At 25.6% G+C, this 18,599-nt stretch carries 15 protein-coding genes; 13 read left to right on the top strand and 2 right to left on the bottom strand.

Translation table 11 applies throughout. From position 1 onward, the window contains the following. Nucleotides 1–22: 22 nt before the first annotated feature. Nucleotides 23–730: a tRNA threonylcarbamoyladenosine dehydratase gene (locus tag CHF27_RS05265; RefSeq protein ID WP_095405746.1), complete on the top strand. Its 708-nt coding sequence runs from the start codon at nt 23–25 to the stop codon at nt 728–730. Nucleotides 731–780: 50 nt separating this feature from the next. On the opposite strand, the gene CHF27_RS05260 is transcribed toward CHF27_RS05265, so the two are convergent. Next, a complete protein-coding gene (locus tag CHF27_RS05260; protein ID WP_095405747.1) occupies nt 781–1,617 on the bottom strand; it encodes a ComEC/Rec2 family competence protein in 837 nt (278 codons plus the stop codon). A gap of 226 nt (nt 1,618–1,843) precedes the next feature. On the opposite strand from CHF27_RS05260, the gene CHF27_RS05255 reads away from it, so the two are divergent. From CHF27_RS05255 to holA, 5 genes are all read left to right on the top strand, one after another. Beyond that, on the top strand, nt 1,844–2,749 hold the full coding sequence (locus tag CHF27_RS05255; protein WP_095405748.1) for a DUF2156 domain-containing protein: 906 nt from the start codon (nt 1,844–1,846) through the stop codon (nt 2,747–2,749). Nucleotide 2,750: 1 nt separating this feature from the next. Beyond that, on the top strand, nt 2,751–3,908 hold the full coding sequence (locus tag CHF27_RS05250; protein WP_095405749.1) for a GNAT family N-acetyltransferase: 1,158 nt from the start codon (nt 2,751–2,753) through the stop codon (nt 3,906–3,908). A 169-nt stretch (nt 3,909–4,077) separates the two neighbouring features. Then, nucleotides 4,078–7,353: an immunoglobulin-like domain-containing protein gene (locus CHF27_RS14365; protein ID WP_199533615.1), complete on the top strand. Its 3,276-nt coding sequence runs from the start codon at nt 4,078–4,080 to the stop codon at nt 7,351–7,353. Between the two features lie 203 nt (nt 7,354–7,556). Beyond that, a complete protein-coding gene (locus tag CHF27_RS05240; protein ID WP_095405750.1) occupies nt 7,557–8,822 on the top strand; it encodes a ComEC/Rec2 family competence protein in 1,266 nt (421 codons plus the stop codon). Continuing rightward, nucleotides 8,791–9,834 carry a DNA polymerase III subunit delta gene (gene holA / locus CHF27_RS05235; RefSeq protein ID WP_095405751.1) on the top strand — a complete coding sequence of 348 codons (1,044 nt, stop codon included), beginning with the start codon at nt 8,791–8,793 and terminating at the stop codon, nt 9,832–9,834. Before CHF27_RS05240 ends, holA begins: the two co-directional genes overlap by 32 nt. Before the next feature lie 122 nt (nt 9,835–9,956). On the opposite strand, the gene rpsT is transcribed toward holA, so the two are convergent. Further along, nucleotides 9,957–10,223 carry a 30S ribosomal protein S20 gene (gene rpsT, locus CHF27_RS05230; protein ID WP_095405752.1) on the bottom strand — a complete coding sequence of 89 codons (267 nt, stop codon included), beginning with the start codon at nt 10,221–10,223 and terminating at the stop codon, nt 9,957–9,959. Between the two features lie 287 nt (nt 10,224–10,510). Between rpsT and gpr the strand changes: the two genes are divergently transcribed. The 7 genes from gpr (at nt 10,511) to hrcA (ending at nt 18,594) form a co-directional block, all read left to right on the top strand. Then, nucleotides 10,511–11,467, top strand: coding sequence for a GPR endopeptidase (gene gpr / locus CHF27_RS05225; RefSeq protein ID WP_095405753.1), 957 nt, complete (start codon nt 10,511–10,513; stop codon nt 11,465–11,467). Between the two features lie 12 nt (nt 11,468–11,479). After that, entirely contained in the window at nt 11,480–12,436 is a 957-nt protein-coding gene (spoIIP, locus tag CHF27_RS05220) for a stage II sporulation protein P (RefSeq protein ID WP_095405754.1), read from the top strand. A 20-nt stretch (nt 12,437–12,456) separates the two neighbouring features. Further along, nucleotides 12,457–12,717 carry a hypothetical protein gene (locus tag CHF27_RS05215; RefSeq protein ID WP_095405755.1) on the top strand — a complete coding sequence of 87 codons (261 nt, stop codon included), beginning with the start codon at nt 12,457–12,459 and terminating at the stop codon, nt 12,715–12,717. Between the two features lie 142 nt (nt 12,718–12,859). Next, nucleotides 12,860–14,665 carry a translation elongation factor 4 gene (gene lepA / locus CHF27_RS05210; RefSeq protein ID WP_095405756.1) on the top strand — a complete coding sequence of 602 codons (1,806 nt, stop codon included), beginning with the start codon at nt 12,860–12,862 and terminating at the stop codon, nt 14,663–14,665. 190 nt (nt 14,666–14,855) lie between these two features. Further along, on the top strand, nt 14,856–16,172 hold the full coding sequence (locus CHF27_RS05205) for an APC family permease (RefSeq protein ID WP_095405757.1): 1,317 nt from the start codon (nt 14,856–14,858) through the stop codon (nt 16,170–16,172). A 168-nt stretch (nt 16,173–16,340) separates the two neighbouring features. Further along, nucleotides 16,341–17,471 carry a radical SAM family heme chaperone HemW gene (gene hemW, locus CHF27_RS05200; protein WP_095405758.1) on the top strand — a complete coding sequence of 377 codons (1,131 nt, stop codon included), beginning with the start codon at nt 16,341–16,343 and terminating at the stop codon, nt 17,469–17,471. A gap of 103 nt (nt 17,472–17,574) precedes the next feature. Then, nucleotides 17,575–18,594 carry a heat-inducible transcriptional repressor HrcA gene (hrcA, locus tag CHF27_RS05195; protein WP_095405759.1) on the top strand — a complete coding sequence of 340 codons (1,020 nt, stop codon included), beginning with the start codon at nt 17,575–17,577 and terminating at the stop codon, nt 18,592–18,594. The last annotated feature ends 5 nt before the right edge of the window (nt 18,595–18,599 follow it).

Genomic DNA, 18,599 nt, shown 5'->3' with positions numbered 1-18,599 from the left:
TGACTTAAGGAGTACGGTGAAGATGGAAAAGAATTTTAAAACAAGAACGAGTTTAATAATAGGAGATGAAGGAATAGAAAAGTTACAGAAATCAAATGTAATAATTTTTGGAGTAGGAGGGGTAGGAAGTTTTGTAGCTGAAGCTATAGCTAGAGCAGGAGTAGGTAAAATAACTATAGTAGATTTTGATGATGTAGATATAACAAATATAAATAGACAACTTCCAGCACTTCACTCAACAGTAGGAAAATTTAAAGTAGAAGTTATGAAAGAAAGAATTTTAGATATTAATCCTGATATAAAAATTGAAGCAATCAGAGATATTTACAATGAAGAAACAAGCAATAAAATGCTATCACAAGAGTATGACTATGTTGTAGATGCTATAGATATGGTATCTTCTAAAATTCACTTAATAGAAACTTGTAAAGCTAAAAATTTAAATATAATAAGTTCTATGGGGATGGGTAACAAATTAGATCCTACTAAAATTGAAGTCACAGATATACATAAAACACATACTTGTCCTTTGGCTAAGGTTATTAGGAAAGAATTAAGAGATAGAAGGATAAAAAAATTAAAAGTAGTTTATTCTACAGAACAACCTGTAGAATTAAGCAAAAAAATCATGAATGGTAAAAAATTAACTGCAGGAAGTATATCATTTGTACCATCTGTAGGAGGCTTAATAATAGCGTCAGTAGTTATAAATGATTTATTAAATAAATAAATTAAAAATAGCTGTCTTAAGATTTGATTTTAAGACAGCTATTTTGACTGTTAAGAAATGAGTTTGTAATTTTTTTTTGAAAATATTATTTGGCCATCGCTATAAAAAATCATATCGCCGTTTATATCAGTTCTATAAGTTAAAACATTATTATTTTTTAGTGTGTCTAAGGTTTTTTTATGAGGATGACCATATTGATTTTTATATCCACAAGATATAACTGCAATATCTGGAGTTGTTGACTTTATAAAATCTAAGCTAGTAGAAGAATTACTTCCATGATGTCCTACTTTTAAAAAATCAATATTTTCAATGTCAAAAGAATTTATAATGTCTAATTCATTTTCATATTCAGCATCTCCAGTAAATAAAAAAGACTTATTTTTAAATGTCAAATTAAAAACTATGGAATTTAAGTTGTTGTCATTTTGGATGAAAGAGGGATTTAAAACAAGTAAATTTAGGTTATTTTCAATTGAAATACTATCACCTTTATATAAATAGTTTATTTTTAACTTTTTATCATTGCAAGATGATATAAGATTTTTAAATGACTCGCTGTTTGTAGATTGTTCAGGCATATAAATGTTTTTTATGTTAAAATCATTAACTACATTGTCAAGACTTCCTATGTGATCACTATCTGGATGAGTTGCAATTACTACATCTAATGATTTGACTTTATTTCTTTTTAAATAACTTTTAACAACACGTTCGCTATTTTCGTCTCCTGCATCGACCAAAATATTTTTATCACCTGGGGTTTGAATCAAAATACTATCGCCTTGACCTACATCAATTATATGAATAGATAGAAGTTTGTCTTTGTCACAACCTATCAAAAGTGATATTATAATAATTATTGGTAAATACTTGTAAAACTTCAATCTAAAAACCACTCCATTCTTTTCATGTTTATATAAAATATAAGATGGGTAATATAAAAGAGATATGACTTATATTTTAACCATAAAATTTTATTTAATTCAGTTAAAATTTTACTTTGATAATAAAATGAGATAGAAGTTTATGAATAAGCGTTATTGATTGAGAAATAATAAATTAATATTTATAATAAAGTATTAAATATAGCAAAAGCAACAGGAGGATTTTATGTTATTTAAAAATATAGATATAAATGCAAAAAAAAAATTAGATGCTTACTTTGATATGGTAGATTATGAGGCTTGTGAGTATTGTTTTACTACATTATATATGTGGCAACATGCTTATAAAACGGGATATTATATAGGAGATGATTTTGCAATTATAGTGGGAGAATATGAAGGAGATAGTTTTTCTATTTTACCATTAGCTTATAAGGACAAATTAGATGAAGTTATTGATTTTGTATTAAATTGTTTTGAAAATAAAAATAAAAAAGTTTACTTTAGAGGTATTACTAAAGAGGTTGTAGATATACTTAAAGAAAAATATCCAAGTAGGTTTGAATATATACAGGAGAGAGATTTATTTGATTATATATATGAAGCTGAGGGTCTGAGAACTTTAGCTGGGAGAAAGAATCAAAAAAAGAGAAATCACATAAATTCGTTTTTAAAAGAGTATGAAGGAAGATACAAATACACTTTATTGAATAAGGAGAATTTTGATGAGTGTTTAGAAATTGTTAAAGATTGGACAAATAACAAAGAAGAACAAAATGATTTCAACGAAGGAATGGATGATGAGTTTTTAGCTATAAATAAAATATTTAATGATTATGATGAATTAAAAGATAAAATAAAAATAGCTGGAATATATATTGATGAAAAGTTAGAAGCATTTACTATAGGAGAATACTTAAATAAAAATATGGCATTAATTCATATAGAAAAGGCAAATCCAGATATAAGAGGATTATATCCTTTTATAAATCAACAGTTCTTACAAAATGAATTTAGTGATGTTGATTTTGTTAATAGAGAAGAAGATTTAGGGATAGAAGGTCTTAGAAAAGCAAAACTTTCTTATCATCCATGTAAATTTGTTGAAAAATATACTATTAGGGAGGTATAGTATGAACATAAGATATGCTAGAGAAAATGAGAAAAGTAGCATAAAAGAAATTTGGAATTATTGCTTTAATGATGGACCTAAATTTATGGAATATTATTTTAAGAATAAATATAGTAGAGGTAATACTGTTGTTGTAAATGATCAAGATGATATAGTTTCATCATTACAATTAAACCAATACAAAATAAGATTAAATAATAAAGTATATGATACTTCATATGTAGTGGGAGTATCTACATTTCCTCAAGTTAGAGGAATGGGATACATGAAAAATATTATGGATTTTACGTTAAGAGAACTATATAATAGAGGACAACTTGTATCAATTCTTATGCCAATAGACTATAGATTATATAGAAAATATGGATATGAGCATTGTTATGATCAATTAGAATATGAAATTAACATAGATGATTTGAAAAAATTTAAGATTATTGGGAAAATAAAAAAAGTAGATGATTCTAATGTATATAATTTAATTGACATACAAGAGTCTTTTTTAAAAGATGTTAATGGAAATATAGCAAGAGATGAGAAGTATTATAGAAATTTATTTGAAGAAATAAAGAGTGAGGAAGGACATATATATATACATGAAAGTGAAGGATATATAATTTATTTTTTACAAGATGACAAAATGTTTGTAAGAGAAATTTTTTACAAAAATATAGATTCATTAAAATCTATGTTAAAGTTTATATATAATCATAATACTCAATGTAGGAAAGTAATTATAACTGCACCAATAAATGATAAAATAAGATTTGTTTTAGATAATCCTAAGACATGCAAAATTAGATTAAAACCATTTATGATGGGAAGAATAATAAATTTCAAGGAATATATAAACACATTAATTATTGACACAAAAGTAAATAATTCAGTTAACGTTCTTATAAAAGACGATTTTATAGAAGAAAATAATGGGGTATTTGAAATTATGATTAAAAATGGTTTAGTTAGTGCCAAAAAAGTAAAATCTAATCATGATATATCATTTGATATAAATATTATAACGCAATTAGCTTTTTCTTATATAAATATTGAAGAAGCTTGCATTTTAAATAATATAAATGAAAATAACATAAATGATAATATAATTAAAGTATTTAGTGCTATTTTCACTAAAAAAGATAATTATATAAATGAATATGTATAAAAACTGTATCAAAATTTTTTATTTTGATACAGTTTTTTTGCTTAATAAGCATTATGAATTAGAGTATTATAATAAATCTATTTAAAAAAAATGTAAAATTTAATATAATTAAGTAAGATACGTATATATAATATAAAAAGAGGTAGAAAAAGATAAAAAGAGGGAAAAGATGAAAATTAAAAAAACAATGTCCATTCTTGTGGTGTTAGGATTATTTTTATCATCATCAACAAGTATGATAAAACAAATGTATACAATGGCTCAAGAAACGGAAAATGAATTAGTTAATGAGGATAATGAATATTCTCCTAAGAATATAAAAATATTAAAAGATAATCCTATACAAAGTGAAGAATCAATAGAATTTTCAAAACCAGATAAAGTAGAAAATATAACAAAATATATATTATTTTATTCAAAGTATAATATGTTTACAATAAAGGATAAATTGAAAAGTTTAACTTATGAAGATATATTAAATCTTAATAAAGAAAATGAAAGTAAAGTGAAAATTATTACCCTAGAAGATACTGAAGATATAGTAACATCTTTTAGTGAGAATCAAGTAGATATTTTAGATGGGGAAAAATCAGATTCATCAAAAGATGATAATCATATTTATGTGGCATCTATAGGTGAAAGTGGAATATTAGGAATTTCTGAGGCTAATAAATCAATTGAGGAAAGTGAAAATAGTGAAATTATAGACGTCATGAATCAATTGAATTTAGCTGAGAATAAGGAAAAAGTAAAAGAAATTTTAGATAAATTTAAAAAACCTGGATGGGATAAAATTAAAGATGATATGAATCTAGATGATATATCTAAAGAATTATTTGAAATTAAAGAAAAAAATAATTTTAAAGATTCATATATATTCACTTCGAAATTAAGTATGATAATGAATTTTGTATATACAAAAAATAATTGTAAAGAACTTTCATTAGATGAAATTATAAAAGTATATAATAAGATAAATGTAATGGGATTTGAAAATTTAAGCAAAGAAGAAAAAGAGGCTGTTGTAACGCTTATAAAAATTAAGGAAGAAAATGTAAGTAGTTTTAATATATATAGTGAAATATTTACTCTAGCTATGGATTCTATAAAATCAGATAAAAGAAATAATTTATCAGGTTTAGAAGAAGTGTTATTAATAGGAAGAACATATAAGCTAGATGGCTATAATGAATTGAAAGAAAATGAACAAATTCATTGGATTAGTTATGATACGGATATAGCTACTATAAATAAAAATAGTGGAGAGATAACACCGCAAAATCCTGGCAAGGTAAAAATAGGATATGTAATAACGCGTGGGTATGAAATAACTTCTTATGGCAGTTGTTATGTTTGTATTAAAGATACTAAGGGACCTAAATCTAAATTAGTAGAATTAGAGTCAGGTATGTTAAAGTCATTAATTATATCATTTGATGAAAATCTTAGCAGAGATACTACAAATTTATCTGATGCAAATGATTTTATTGATGAATTTTATTTAGGGAATAAAAAAATTGATTTTGAAGATAAAGAAAACACAGTACAGTGGATAGATAATAAAATTGCAAAAGTAATTTTAAAGAAGCCTTTAAACGTAAAAGCTGGAGAAAATATAAGTATAAAGTATAAAAGTATAGTAACTGATGTGGATGAAAATATAGCGAGTGATTTAAATTCACAAAATGCAAAAGAAGATGAAATTAATCCTCTAGGAAAAATATATGTTCCTGAGAATGAATCTAGTAAGGTCAGAATTAGATTCAATGAAATTATGAGTAATTATACTAATAAAGCTACTAAGGCATCAGAAATTCTTTATAAGCTTGAAATATACAATGGTAACGAATTACAAAAAACAATAAATTTAAAAGATGAAAGTATAAATTGGAATGAAGAAGAAAATTATATAGAATTTAATTTAAAATATCAATTTAAACAAGGTGATTATATAAAACCATATTATAAAGATGATGTATGTGATTCTAGTGGAAATAAAATTATGAAAGATGATAAATTTATATTAGCTGGAGGAAATGGTGAAAGTGAAGATAAAAGTATATTACAAAATGATACTATAAATAAAGAGTTGAGAATATCATCAGGAGGAAAAACGCCTAAAATAGGTATAATAGCTTTTCTTGATGAAGATATAGATAATAAGTCGGAATATATAAGTAAATATGCTTTAAATGGATTTGAGCCTGTATTTATTAATGGATTACAAGACTTATCTAATGAAAAGTTTGAATATATATTAAATAAATGTGATTCACTAATTTTATTAGATGGAAATATTCAAGGATATAATAATATGTTTTTACAAAATAAAAACAATATAACTGCTATAAAACAATTAAAGTCAAGCAGTGGATTAATTTTAGGAGTAGGTCTAGGAAGTAATATTCAGTCAGAAATTATGATAGGAAAAGGAAATAGTTATGAATATTTAAAAGATAGTAAATTTGGAAATCAAGAATTTCTTAATAATGGTTTAATAGTAGATGGATTTGGAAATTTATCAAATGATATTATAGTGGATTCGGATTTTGATAATAGAGGAAGATTAGGAAGAGTTATATCTACTTTAAAGAATAATAACAAGAAATGTGGTATAGGAATAAATGAGCAATCAGCTATAATGATAAAAAATAATGAAGGTTATGTAATAGGTAATAATGGAGTTTTTATTATAGATACATCTTATGCGAATTTTAATAAAGAAGATAAGAGTGAATTTGAAGCAACAAATATAAAGTTGAATTATTTAACATCTGGAGATAGTATTAATTTAAAAACTATGAAAGTTAAAACGTCTAAAAATGAAATTGATTTAAATGAAGATAATAATATTTATAACTCTGAAGATATATTTAATTCTTATGAAACTACAAAGATTATAACAAGCCTTGCAAAATCTAATGTTAATGTAGCTAAAGGATTAACTAAAGAAGATGATCCTAGATTTACATTATTGTTTAACAAAAATAAAGATACAAGTTCGTATTTAGAAAATGATAAATTAACTATAACTAATCTAGTATTAAATGTAACTAATTCAGTAGTTGAAAATATAATAAATAAACCTGTTATTAATGCTAAAGATCAAACTATTTTATTAAATAAAGAATTTAGTTTATTAAAAGGTGTAACAGCTCAAGATAAAGAAGGAAATGATTTAACTAAAAAGATTGTTGTTACTAAAAATACAGTAAATACTAAAAAATTAGGAACTTATAACGTTTGTTATGAAGTGACTGATAGTTATGGTCAATCGTCAACTAAGGAAATAAAAGTAGAAGTTGTTGAGGAAGTAGAGTATGAGAATGAAGTTCAAAATATGGAAAATAAAGTATTGAAATTTATTTCTACGTATGGATATCTAGGAATCATAATAGCTTTTATGATGAGTACGTTTATAAATAGATGGGATAAAATGAAATAATAAAATAAGTAAAAGAGTCATATAAAAGGTTTTTAATTATTTTTATATGACTCCTTTTTTATATTATTAAATAAGTGATTAAAAAATATGTTTTCGTAAGTATTTGACTGTATAACAAGGAAAGTATTTTGATATCAAGTGCTTTTGATTAAATATTCAAAAATAAGAATATAATAATAGAAAAAAGATTTTTAGGAGGAAAGATGAGAAGACCATTACTAATAATATTTGTTCTTATATTATTTGTAGCATTTATAAAGACTAATCAAGAGCCTCTAAACAATAGATACACTGATAAAACTATAACCATAGAAGGTATAGTAATGGATAAAATAGAAAAAGAAAAATATCATCAATATAAAGTGAGTAAGTTCTTAGTTAATGATTATAGTAAAAATAAAAAAATAGCAATAGGAAAAAGAGTAAGAGTAATAGGTAAGTTAAAAAATTTAGAAGATATGAAATTTAAAGATTTTGATTACGGTAAATATATAAAGAGTTGTGGATATAAAGGCCTTATATATATAAATAAATATGAAGTAATCGGTGAAAGTTTTTTATATACAAATCTAGGAAAATTAAAATCTAAACTTATAAAAAATTTTAGATATTTGTACAAAAAAAATTCGGATTTTTTAAATTCAGTATTATTAGGAGCTAAAGAAAATTTAACACAGGAAGATAAAGAAATATTTAGTAAAACGGGAACCAGTCATATAATAGCCATATCAGGACTCCATATAGGAATACTTTGCACACTAGTTATATTAATTATAAGAAGTATAAATAAATTTTATAAATTAATAATACTATCAGTAATATTATCTTTATATTGTATTATGGTCGGAGTATCACCATCTATAGTAAGATCTATATTATTTATTATAGCTTTATATTTGTCTATATTTTATGATAAAAAAAAGGATGGAATATCAACTTTATCTCTAATTGGAATATTTTTTATAATAAATAATCCATATATTATACATAATATAAGTTTTCAATTGTCTTTTTTAGCTACATTGTCTATAATATATTTCTATGGCTATATAAATAATATTTTAAAAATAGAAATTATATCAATTACATTATGTGCGAATATACTAACATTACCAATAATATATTATAATTTTAAGTTAGTAACTATAAATTCTATTTTAGGTAATTTAATAATAGTTCCATTTATAGGTGTTATAATGTATTTAAGTATTATAAGTATAATTTTATTTAATATAAATGTATGGGTAGCAAAAGTAGTGGCTTATTTTAATATAATAATAATGGATTCTATCTACTTTTTATTAAATATACTTAGTAGATTGGATTTTACTTATGTTGAAGTAGAAAATCCTAAAATACAATATGTTATAATTTATTATGGTATTGTATTTTCATATATGATTTATAAAGAATTGAAGGTTATGAAGGAGCAAACGAATGAACTACAGGGATATTATAAACAATATTAAAGATAGAAAATTTGAAAATATGTACCTTTTTTATGGTAGAGAATATTATCTTATAGAAAATGCAGTAAAGGTACTTAAGAATAGCTTAAATGAGTCTATGATTGATTTTAACTTAGATGTAATAGATGGTAAAGAAATCACACTAGACCAAGTTATAAGTTCAATAGAGACACTTCCTTTTATGGATGATAAAAAAATAGTAATAATAAAAGATTTTGAACTATTAAAAGGAAAGAAGAAAAATTTTAATGATGCAGAAGAAAAATATTTAATAGAACATTTGAATAATATCCCAGATACAACGGTTTTAGTTTTCGTAGTATATGGAGATATAGATAAAAGAAAATCTTTAGTAAAAAAAATTGATAAAAATGGATTAGTCTTTAATTGTGATAAGCTTTCGGATATGGATTTATTTAAATGGGTAAAGAAAAGGTTTCAAGACAGTGAAGTTGTAATAGATAACGCACAAGTAATGCATTTTATAGATTTAGAAGGATATAGAGATAAAAGTAGTGAAAAGACTTTATCTGATTTACAAAATGAAATAAACAAAATAAGTTCATTTGTAGGTAAAGAACAAAAAGTTACAAATCAAGTGATAGAAAAACTTTCACAAAAGAAAGTTGAAAATGATATTTTTAAGTTAATAGACTATATAGGAGAAAAGAATTCCTCTAGTGCTATGAAAATTTTAAATGATATGATACAAGAAGGAGAATCTGTTCTTGGAATATTTGCTATGATAGCTAAGCAGTTTAAGGTTGTTATTCAAGTTAGAGAATTACAAACGGAGGGATATTCAAACAAAATAATATCTGAAAAAATAAAAGTTCATCCATTTGTAGTTGGAAAAGCGCTGAAGCAAGCGAATAACTTTAATAATGATATTATTATAGATATGTTGAATTATATATTAGAAAGTGATTATAAGATAAAAAATGGATTAGTAAGGGATACTTTAGCTTTAGAAATGTTAATAAGTAGATATTGTCAAAGAAAAATTGTATAAAAGAAAAAAATATTAAAAAACCACTTCAAAAACTAAATGTTTTGAGGTGGTTTTTTAATAGAAAATAAAAAACCCTTGAAAAAAATCAAGGGCTAGTATCTATCCAGAAATATAAACGAGTATTAAGCGTTCATACCGTTTAATTTTTGAGCTAATTTAGCTACTTTTCTAGCTGCAGCGTTCTTGTGTATAGTCCCTTTAGAAGCTACTTGAGATATTCTCTTTTGAGCATATTCAAATCTTGCAACAGCTTCTTCTCTGTTTCCTGCAACTACTGCCTCTTCGAATCTTCTTATAGCAGTTTTTATTTGAGATTTTCTTGCTCTATTTAAAGCAGTTTTCTTATCGATAACTTTTATTCTCTTTTTAGCTGATTTTATGTTTGCCATCTTAGTTCACCCCCTCGTGTATTTAATTAGTATATTCATCGTCAACATATTAGATTTTAACAGAAATAAATCTAAAAATCAAGGATAATTATTTATAACCTTATATAATATCTATTATTTTTTGAATATCTATTACTTTTGACTTTTTAGATTATAACCTATATAAAAATAATTTACAACATACAAATAAAATATTCAAAGATTTGTAAAAATATATTTTTTTGTTATAAAATACTAAAAATTGTTAACACTTATATATATCATTTAATTTATACTTGGAGGTTATGATGATTAATATAAGAACAGATTTGGCTCTAGAAGCTAGAGAAATGTATCAAGAAGATCAAAATAGTGGTGAAATACCTGGAGTAGAAATTGAAACGAAAGAACTAGATAAATGCACAGTAACAAAAGTTGAAATTATAGATGAGCAAGGCTCTAAAATAATGAATAAGGGGATTGGTAAATATGTAACTTTAGAAAGTAATTTAATGAAGTTTGATGATGATGAATCAAGAGAAGAAATAATCACATATTTAAAAGATGAATTAGTAGATATTTTAGGAAGTGATAAGACTAAAAAAACTTTAGTAATAGGTCTTGGAAATTGGAACATAACATCAGATGCATTAGGTCCTAAAAGTGTATCTAAAACTTTAGTGACTAGACATATTTTCAAAAATTATAATAAGGATTATGATGATGATTTTACAGAAGTATCAGGTTTAAGCCCTGGTGTTATGGGGCTTACAGGAATAGAAACTAGCGAAATCGTAAAATCTATAGTAGATAAAATAAAGCCAGATAGAGTAATAGCGATAGATGCATTAGCATCAAGAAAGATGGAAAGGGTTAATTCAACAATTCAAGTTTCAACAGCGGGAATAGCTCCAGGAGGTGGAGTAGGTAATAAGAGAAAGGCATTAAACAAAGATTATCTGGGTGTAGATGTAATAGCTATTGGAGTACCTACAGTGGTAGATGCAGCAACTTTAACTAATGATGTATTAGATTTAGCTATTGATAATTTGATTTCTCAATCAGAGGAATCAGAAAATTTTTATAATATGTTAAAAAAATTAAAAGAAGAAGAAAAATACCAACTTATAAAGGATTCTCTAGATCCGTATGATAAAAATTTAATAGTAACACCTAAAGATATAGATGAAACTATTGAAAATCTATCAATAATAATAAGTGAAGGATTAAATAGGTCGCTTCATCCAGGTAGGATCACCAAATAAGGAGGAGAAATAATGTTTAAAAAGCGCATAAAGGCTATAACTACAGCCTGTGTGTTGATTTGTATTTTACCTAGTATATCTTATTCTATAAATAAAGAAGAATTTATGAGATTTTTAATAAATTCTTCATATCCAGAAAGTAGTAAAAAAGAGAGTGAAGATATAAGTCAAAATAATAACAAAAAGGAAAATAATAGTAGTATAAATAAAAAAGAAAATAAAAAAGATTATATAAAAGTTTATGTAGGGGAAGAAAATATACCGAAAATAAACTCAAATTCACCTAATGAAGAGCAACAGATAACTGATTCACAATATAAAGATGATTTATTAGTAACAAATAAAAAGCCAAGGATATTAATATATCACACACATGGATGTGAGACATACTCAAACTCACCTGAGGGAAATTATCATTCAAAAGATAAAACTAATTCTGTAATGTCAGTTGGAAATTTATTGACTACTGAATTAAGCAAAAAAGGGTGGGGAGTAGTACATAGTACTAAATATCATGACTATCCATCTTATAATAGTTCTTATCAAAGCAGTTTAAAAACAATACAAGAGATAATACCTAAATATAATAGTATAGACATAGCAATTGATTTACATAGAGATGGTAGAGATTTAGCTGATTCTTCTATGAAAAAATCATATCATGATGAATATACAACAACTATAAATGGAGAAAGAGTTGCTAAATTCTTATTCGTAATAGGAGCTAGAAACACTAATGCAAGTCAAATAAAGACACAAGCTCAAAATATAACAGATTTGGCAAATAAAAAGTATCCTGGGATTGCATTGCCTTTAGTAGAAAAAAAATATGGTAAATATAATCAGTTTGTAGCAAAAAATCACATGTTAATAGAAGTAGGAAGTAATTCAACTAGTATTCAAGAATCAAGAGCAACTGCAAAATATATTGCTAGTGTTTTAGATGAGTACTTTAAACAAAATCAATAGGCTAAATATAGGAGTCTATTATGAGCAGATTAGATAAAAATAAAGAAATAAAAATAAAGAAAAAAAAGTTTAAATTTTTAATTAGAATTATATTTATAATGATGATGTCTTTTAATATTGCAATATGTGTATTTATAGTAGATAAAAATGCACAAAATATGTTAAGTAAAGAAGGATATAACTTAAATAATTATATAAATAAAACGAAAAATGTAGCAAATGAAATTTATAAAAATTTAAATAAAATTACAAATACTACTATTGAAAAATTCAAAAAATAATTTATAAAAAGGATTGTGTCAAAATATGAAAATTTCATTTTGACATAATCCTTTTTTATGTTTATAAAATAACTCTTATTTACATAAAAGAGGATATATTATAAAATAAAAGCTATGATAATAATAAAAAGGAGGAAACAAGGTGGACAATAAACAAAGTAGAACTAGAAATTTTAGTATAATAGCGCATATAGACCACGGGAAGTCTACCTTAGCGGATAGATTAATACAGAAAACAGGACTTGTTAGTGATAGAGAGATGAAAGATCAGTTATTAGATAACATGGATCTTGAAAGAGAAAGAGGGATCACTATAAAGTTACAGAATATAAGATTAGTTTATAAAGCTAAGGATGGAAATGAATATTATTTAAATCTTATAGATACACCAGGACATGTAGACTTTAACTATGAAGTTTCGAGAAGTTTAGCTGCATGTGAAGGGGCATTATTAGTAGTAGATGCAGCGCAAGGTGTAGAGGCTCAAACATTAGCTAACGTTTACTTAGCATTAGATCAAGATTTAGAAATAGTTCCTGTAATAAATAAAATAGATCTTCCAAGTGCTAGACCTGATGAAATAAAGCAAGAGATAGAAGATATAATTGGATTAGATGCAAGTCAAGCTCCACTTATATCAGCTAAAAGTGGTTTAAATATAGAAGATGTTTTAGAAACGATAGTTAAAGAAATACCTGCTCCTAAGGGAGACAAAGAAGGACCTTTAAAATCTTTAATATTTGACTCTTATTATGATGCTTATAAAGGTGTTATAGCTTATGTTAGAGTATTTGAAGGTACAGTTAAAAAAGGTATGACTATAAAAATGATGAATACTAATAAGACTTTTGAAGTAACTGAAGTTGGTGTTATGGCTCCAGGTCAAAAGGAACTTAATGAATTAGTAGCAGGAGATGTTGGTTATATAGCTGCAAGTATAAAAGATATGAGAAGTTGTCATGTGGGAGATACAATAACAGATGCTAATAATCCAACAGAGAATCCAATGTCAGGATATAAAAAGGCTACACCTATGGTTTATTGTGGTATATATCCAGGAGAAGGCGAAAAATATGAAAATGTAAGAGATGCACTTGAAAAAATGCAAATAAATGATGCTGCGCTTGAGTTTGAAGCAGAAACTTCAGCTGCATTAGGGTTTGGATTTAGATGCGGATTCCTAGGTCTTTTACACATGGAAATAATACAAGAGAGATTAGAAAGAGAATATGACCTTAACTTAGTAACAACTGCACCATCAGTTATATATAGAGTAACTAAAACTGATGATGAAGTTGTTATGATACAAAATCCTGCAAATCTACCAGAAGTATCAGAAATAAGAATGATAGAGGAGCCAATAGTTAAGGGTGATATAATAGTACCTAAAGATTATGTTGGTGTTGTAATGGAACTTTGTCAAGAAAGACGTGGAACTATGATAAACATGGAATATATAGATGATAAAAGAGTTATGCTTCACTATGATCTTCCACTTAATGAAGTTGTTTATGATTTCTTTGATGCTTTAAAATCAAGAACAAGAGGATATGGATCTTTAGATTATGAAGTAAAAGGATATCAACCTTCTAAGCTTGTTAAACTTGATGTTTTAATAAATAAAGAGCAAGTAGATGCACTTAGTTTCATAGTACACGAAAGTCGTGCTTATTATAGAGGAAAAGCTATGTGTGAAAAATTAAAGAAGGAAATACCAAGACATCAATTTGCAGTACCTATACAAGCAGCTGTTGGAAATAAAGTAGTTGCTAGAGAAACAATAAGTGCTCTTAGAAAAGACGTTCTTGCTAAATGTTACGGAGGAGATATATCTCGTAAGAAGAAACTTCTTGAAAAACAAAAAGAAGGTAAGAAACGTATGAGACAAATAGGGTCAGTTGAAGTTCCTCAAAAGGCATTTATGTCTGTATTAAAATTAGATGAGTAAAATGAAAAAAATAGAAAAAAGCATTAGAAATTTATAAAATTTCTAGTGCGTTTTTATTTTTTGGGTTATCATAAGTTATAAAATTAAAATACATAAAAAATTAAATTTGAATAAATACAACCTGAGAATAATAAAGTTATAAAATTAAAAAATGATAAATTTTTATTCATAGGTCGTTAGGAGGTTGATTATGAATAATGATCTAAAAAAGAATATCGGATTTTTGGCAGCTCTTTCAACTGTTGTTGGATTGGTTATAGGAGGAGGTGTATTTTTTAAACCGCAAGCAATTTATGCAGCTACAGATGGTGCTCCTGGTTTAGGAATTATAGCATGGATTATAGGTGGACTTGTAACTATAACAGGAGGTCTTACAGCAGCTGAAATTTCAGCTGCTATACCAAAAACTGGTGGAATGATGGTTCATATTGAAGAATTTTATGGAAAAAAAATGGGGTTTTTAGCAGGCTGGATGCAAACTTTTTTATTTTTCCCAGGGACAACAGCGGCGTTGGCTGTAATATTTTCTAAGCAAGCAGCTGAACTTTTAGGACAAAACCCTGAAAATTTAACTGTAATTTTACCGATTGCTATAGGTGTAATTTTATTTTTAGCTATTTTAAACACAGTAGGTTCATCTTTAGGAGGAAAAATTCAAACTATTGCTACAATCTGTAAACTGATACCACTAGTATTAATCATAGTATTTGGATTTATAAAAGGTAATAGCATAGCTATTTTTACTCCAATGGTAGGGCCAAAAGCAACAGTATCAAGTGCATTAGGGCAAACATTAATAGCAACATTATTTGCATATGAAGGATGGATTAATGTAGGTACTATAGCTGGAGAAATGAAGAACCCAGGCAAAGATTTACCTAAAGCTATAGTTGGAGGATTATCTATAGTTATGTTAGTTTATATTTTAATAAATATAGCTTATTTATGGGTTGCTCCGGCTAATGAACTTGCAGTAGCTGTATCACCAGCAGGTCTTGTAGCTACAAGACTATTTGGATCAATCGGAGGAAAAATAATAACAATAGGTATTATGATATCTGTATTTGGTAGTTTAAATGGATACTTATTGACTGCTCCAAGAGTACCATATACATTGGCTAAAAATGGAACTTTACCAGGTGATAAAATTTTATCAAAAGTGAATAAAGGAGGATCTCCTTATAATTCTGTATGGTTAATAGCAATATTATCTTGTATATATGCATTATCGGGTAAATTTAACTTATTATCAGATTTAACTATATTTACAGTATGGATATTTTATGTTCTTACCTTTATAGGAGTTATGAAGTTTAGAAAGGAAAAACCAGATTTATATAGGCCATATAAAGTTCCATTATATCCAGTAATTCCGATAATAGCTATACTTGGAGGATTATTTGTTGTATTTAATCAAATAATAACATCAACAGCTATTTCATTGGGAGGAATAATGATAACATTAATAGGGCTTCCAGTTTATTCGTATAAAAAGAACTTAAAATAATTAAATATATATAGCATTAAAGATCTCTACTTAAATTTAAGTGGAGATTTTTAATTTTTAAATTGTTAAAAAAATATAAACATGTTAAATTAAAGATTGTAAAGTTAGTATATTGGGAATAAATTAAAATATATTTTAAAATAATTAGAAATAGAAAGAGGAAAAAATATGATAGGACTATATATACATGTACCTTTTTGTGTGAAAAAATGTAATTACTGCGATTTTAATTCATATAAAATAGATGAAAAGTCAAAAAAATTGTATCTAAATAATTTAAAAAAAGAGATGGAGATTTATAAAGGAGAATTGGAAGATAAGCAAATAGATAGTATATTTTTAGGAGGGGGTACTCCGAGTATTTTAAATTCACAAGAAATAAAAGAAATTTTTTATAATATAAGAAAAAATTTTAAAATAAGAATAGATGCAGAAATAACAATGGAGTGTAATCCAGGAACTCTTAATTTAGAAAAGCTTAAAATAATGAAAGAAATAGGAATTAATCGTATTAGCATAGGGTTGCAAGCTACACAAAATTATCATTTAAAGGCTATAGGAAGAATACATACTTATGAAGAATTTGTAAAAAACTATCAACAGGCTATTGATGTTGGGTTTAAAAATATAAACATAGATTTAATGTATTGTCTTCCTAATCAAAATATTGATGAATGGAAAGAAACGTTAGAAAAAGTTACAAAACTAAATCCTTCACATATATCGGCATATTCACTTATATTAGAAGAGGGAACAGAATTATATAATATGTATGAAAGAAAAGAATTTGAAATTATAGATGAGGATACAGATATAAATTTATATAATTATACAATAGATTATTTAAAATCAAAAGGATACAATCAATATGAAATATCTAATTATGCAAAAGAAGGATATGAATGCAAACATAATATATTATATTGGAAGTGTAAAAATTATTTAGGTCTAGGTCCAGGGGCATCAGGATATGTAAATAATATCAGATATAATAATGTAGAATCGATACAAGAATACAATGAGTTATTATCGGGTGATAAAAAACCTATATTAAGTAAAGAACTTTTAAGTGTTCAAGATAAAATAGAAGAAAAAATATTTATGGGTCTTAGAATGAATGAAGGTATAAAATTTGATGATTTTAAAAATGAATTTAATATTGATTTTAGAAAAAAATATAATAAACAATTGGCCATATTAAGGGAAAGACAACTTATACTAGAAGATAAAAGTGGAATAAAATTAACTCAAAAAGGTAGGGAAATATCAAATAGTATTTTTATAGAATTTATAGATTAAAGCTTAAAAGGTGTTGACAAAATAAAAATATCATGATATATAATATATATAATCTTTTTAGCACTCGAAATAAATGAGTGCTAACAGCGAGGGGGCCTTAAAGGTGGAATTAAATGAAAGAAAATTAAAAATCCTCAAAGCTATAGTCAAAGATTATATAGAAACAGCAGAAGCTGTAGGATCAAGAACGATATCTAAAAAACATGATCTTGGAGTTAGTGCTGCTACTATTAGAAATGAGATGGCTGATCTTGAAGAATTAGGTTATTTAATTCAACCTCATACATCAGCAGGTAGAGTACCTTCTGAAAAGGGATACAAGCTATATGTTGATTTACTTATGAATAAAAGTGAATTAAATGAGTTAGATAAGAAGTTAATTGAACAATGTGTAGAAGAAAATGTAAGCCATATAAATGAATTGATTCATGAAACTTCTAAGTTATTATCTCAACTTACTAATTATACAACAGTAGCTGTTACTAAAAGTTTAGTAAATCAGAGAGTTATAAAATATATACAATTAGTTCATATGGATGAAAGTAATATTTTATTAATAGTAGTAACAGATAAAGGTGATATAAAGAAGGCGAACCTTTCTACTAATGTTTATTTAGAACAATCTAAGCTGAATCTAATTTCTGATAATCTAACTAAGAAACTTTCAGGAAAGAGCATAGTAGACTTAGATGATAGACTAATAGCATTTATAAAATATGAAATAAGCGAGTATTCAGTTTTTATAGATGAGCTTATAGATGCATTAAACTTTAATATATCAGAAGATGATTTTTTAGTTTCTTTAAATGGAGCAACTAATATATTTAGTTATCCTGAATTTAATGATGTATTAAAAGCCAAGTCGTTTTTAAATATGTTAGAAGAAAAAGAAACTATAGCTAGTATGGTTAAATCTAAAGGAATACAAAAGGACAATGTAAATATAATAATTGGTAGTGACAATGACTGTAAGTTGGCTAAAGATTGTAGTGTGGTTACCGCAACATATAACATAGATAAAGATTTAGTAGGACGTATAAGTTTTATTGGTCCTACAAGGATGGACTACGCGAGAATTTATTCTATAGTAAACTATATGAGTTTATTACTGAATAAAAAGTAGGTTTT

Origin of the sequence: Romboutsia maritimum (assembly GCF_002251085.2) — a bacterium.
GTDB classification, from domain to species: domain Bacteria; phylum Bacillota; class Clostridia; order Peptostreptococcales; family Peptostreptococcaceae; genus Romboutsia_B; species Romboutsia_B maritimum.
The sequence above is the reverse complement of the archived record's forward strand: the minus strand, read 5'-3'. Positions and strand labels throughout refer to the sequence as shown.

Coding starts and splice junctions, on each gene's coding strand:
- CHF27_RS05240 (WP_095405750.1), top strand. CDS start 7,557: ATGAGAAGACCATTACTAATAATATTTGTTCTTATATTATTTGTAGCA.
- spoIIP (WP_095405754.1), top strand. CDS start 11,480: ATGTTTAAAAAGCGCATAAAGGCTATAACTACAGCCTGTGTGTTGATT.
- CHF27_RS05255 (WP_095405748.1), top strand. CDS start 1,844: ATGTTATTTAAAAATATAGATATAAATGCAAAAAAAAAATTAGATGCT.
- gpr (WP_095405753.1), top strand. CDS start 10,511: ATGATTAATATAAGAACAGATTTGGCTCTAGAAGCTAGAGAAATGTAT.
- CHF27_RS05265 (WP_095405746.1), top strand. CDS start 23: ATGGAAAAGAATTTTAAAACAAGAACGAGTTTAATAATAGGAGATGAA.
- CHF27_RS05215 (WP_095405755.1), top strand. CDS start 12,457: ATGAGCAGATTAGATAAAAATAAAGAAATAAAAATAAAGAAAAAAAAG.
- CHF27_RS05205 (WP_095405757.1), top strand. CDS start 14,856: ATGAATAATGATCTAAAAAAGAATATCGGATTTTTGGCAGCTCTTTCA.
- CHF27_RS14365 (WP_199533615.1), top strand. CDS start 4,078: ATGAAAATTAAAAAAACAATGTCCATTCTTGTGGTGTTAGGATTATTT.
- hemW (WP_095405758.1), top strand. CDS start 16,341: ATGATAGGACTATATATACATGTACCTTTTTGTGTGAAAAAATGTAAT.
- rpsT (WP_095405752.1), bottom strand. CDS start 10,223: ATGGCAAACATAAAATCAGCTAAAAAGAGAATAAAAGTTATCGATAAG.
- holA (WP_095405751.1), top strand. CDS start 8,791: ATGAACTACAGGGATATTATAAACAATATTAAAGATAGAAAATTTGAA.
- CHF27_RS05250 (WP_095405749.1), top strand. CDS start 2,751: ATGAACATAAGATATGCTAGAGAAAATGAGAAAAGTAGCATAAAAGAA.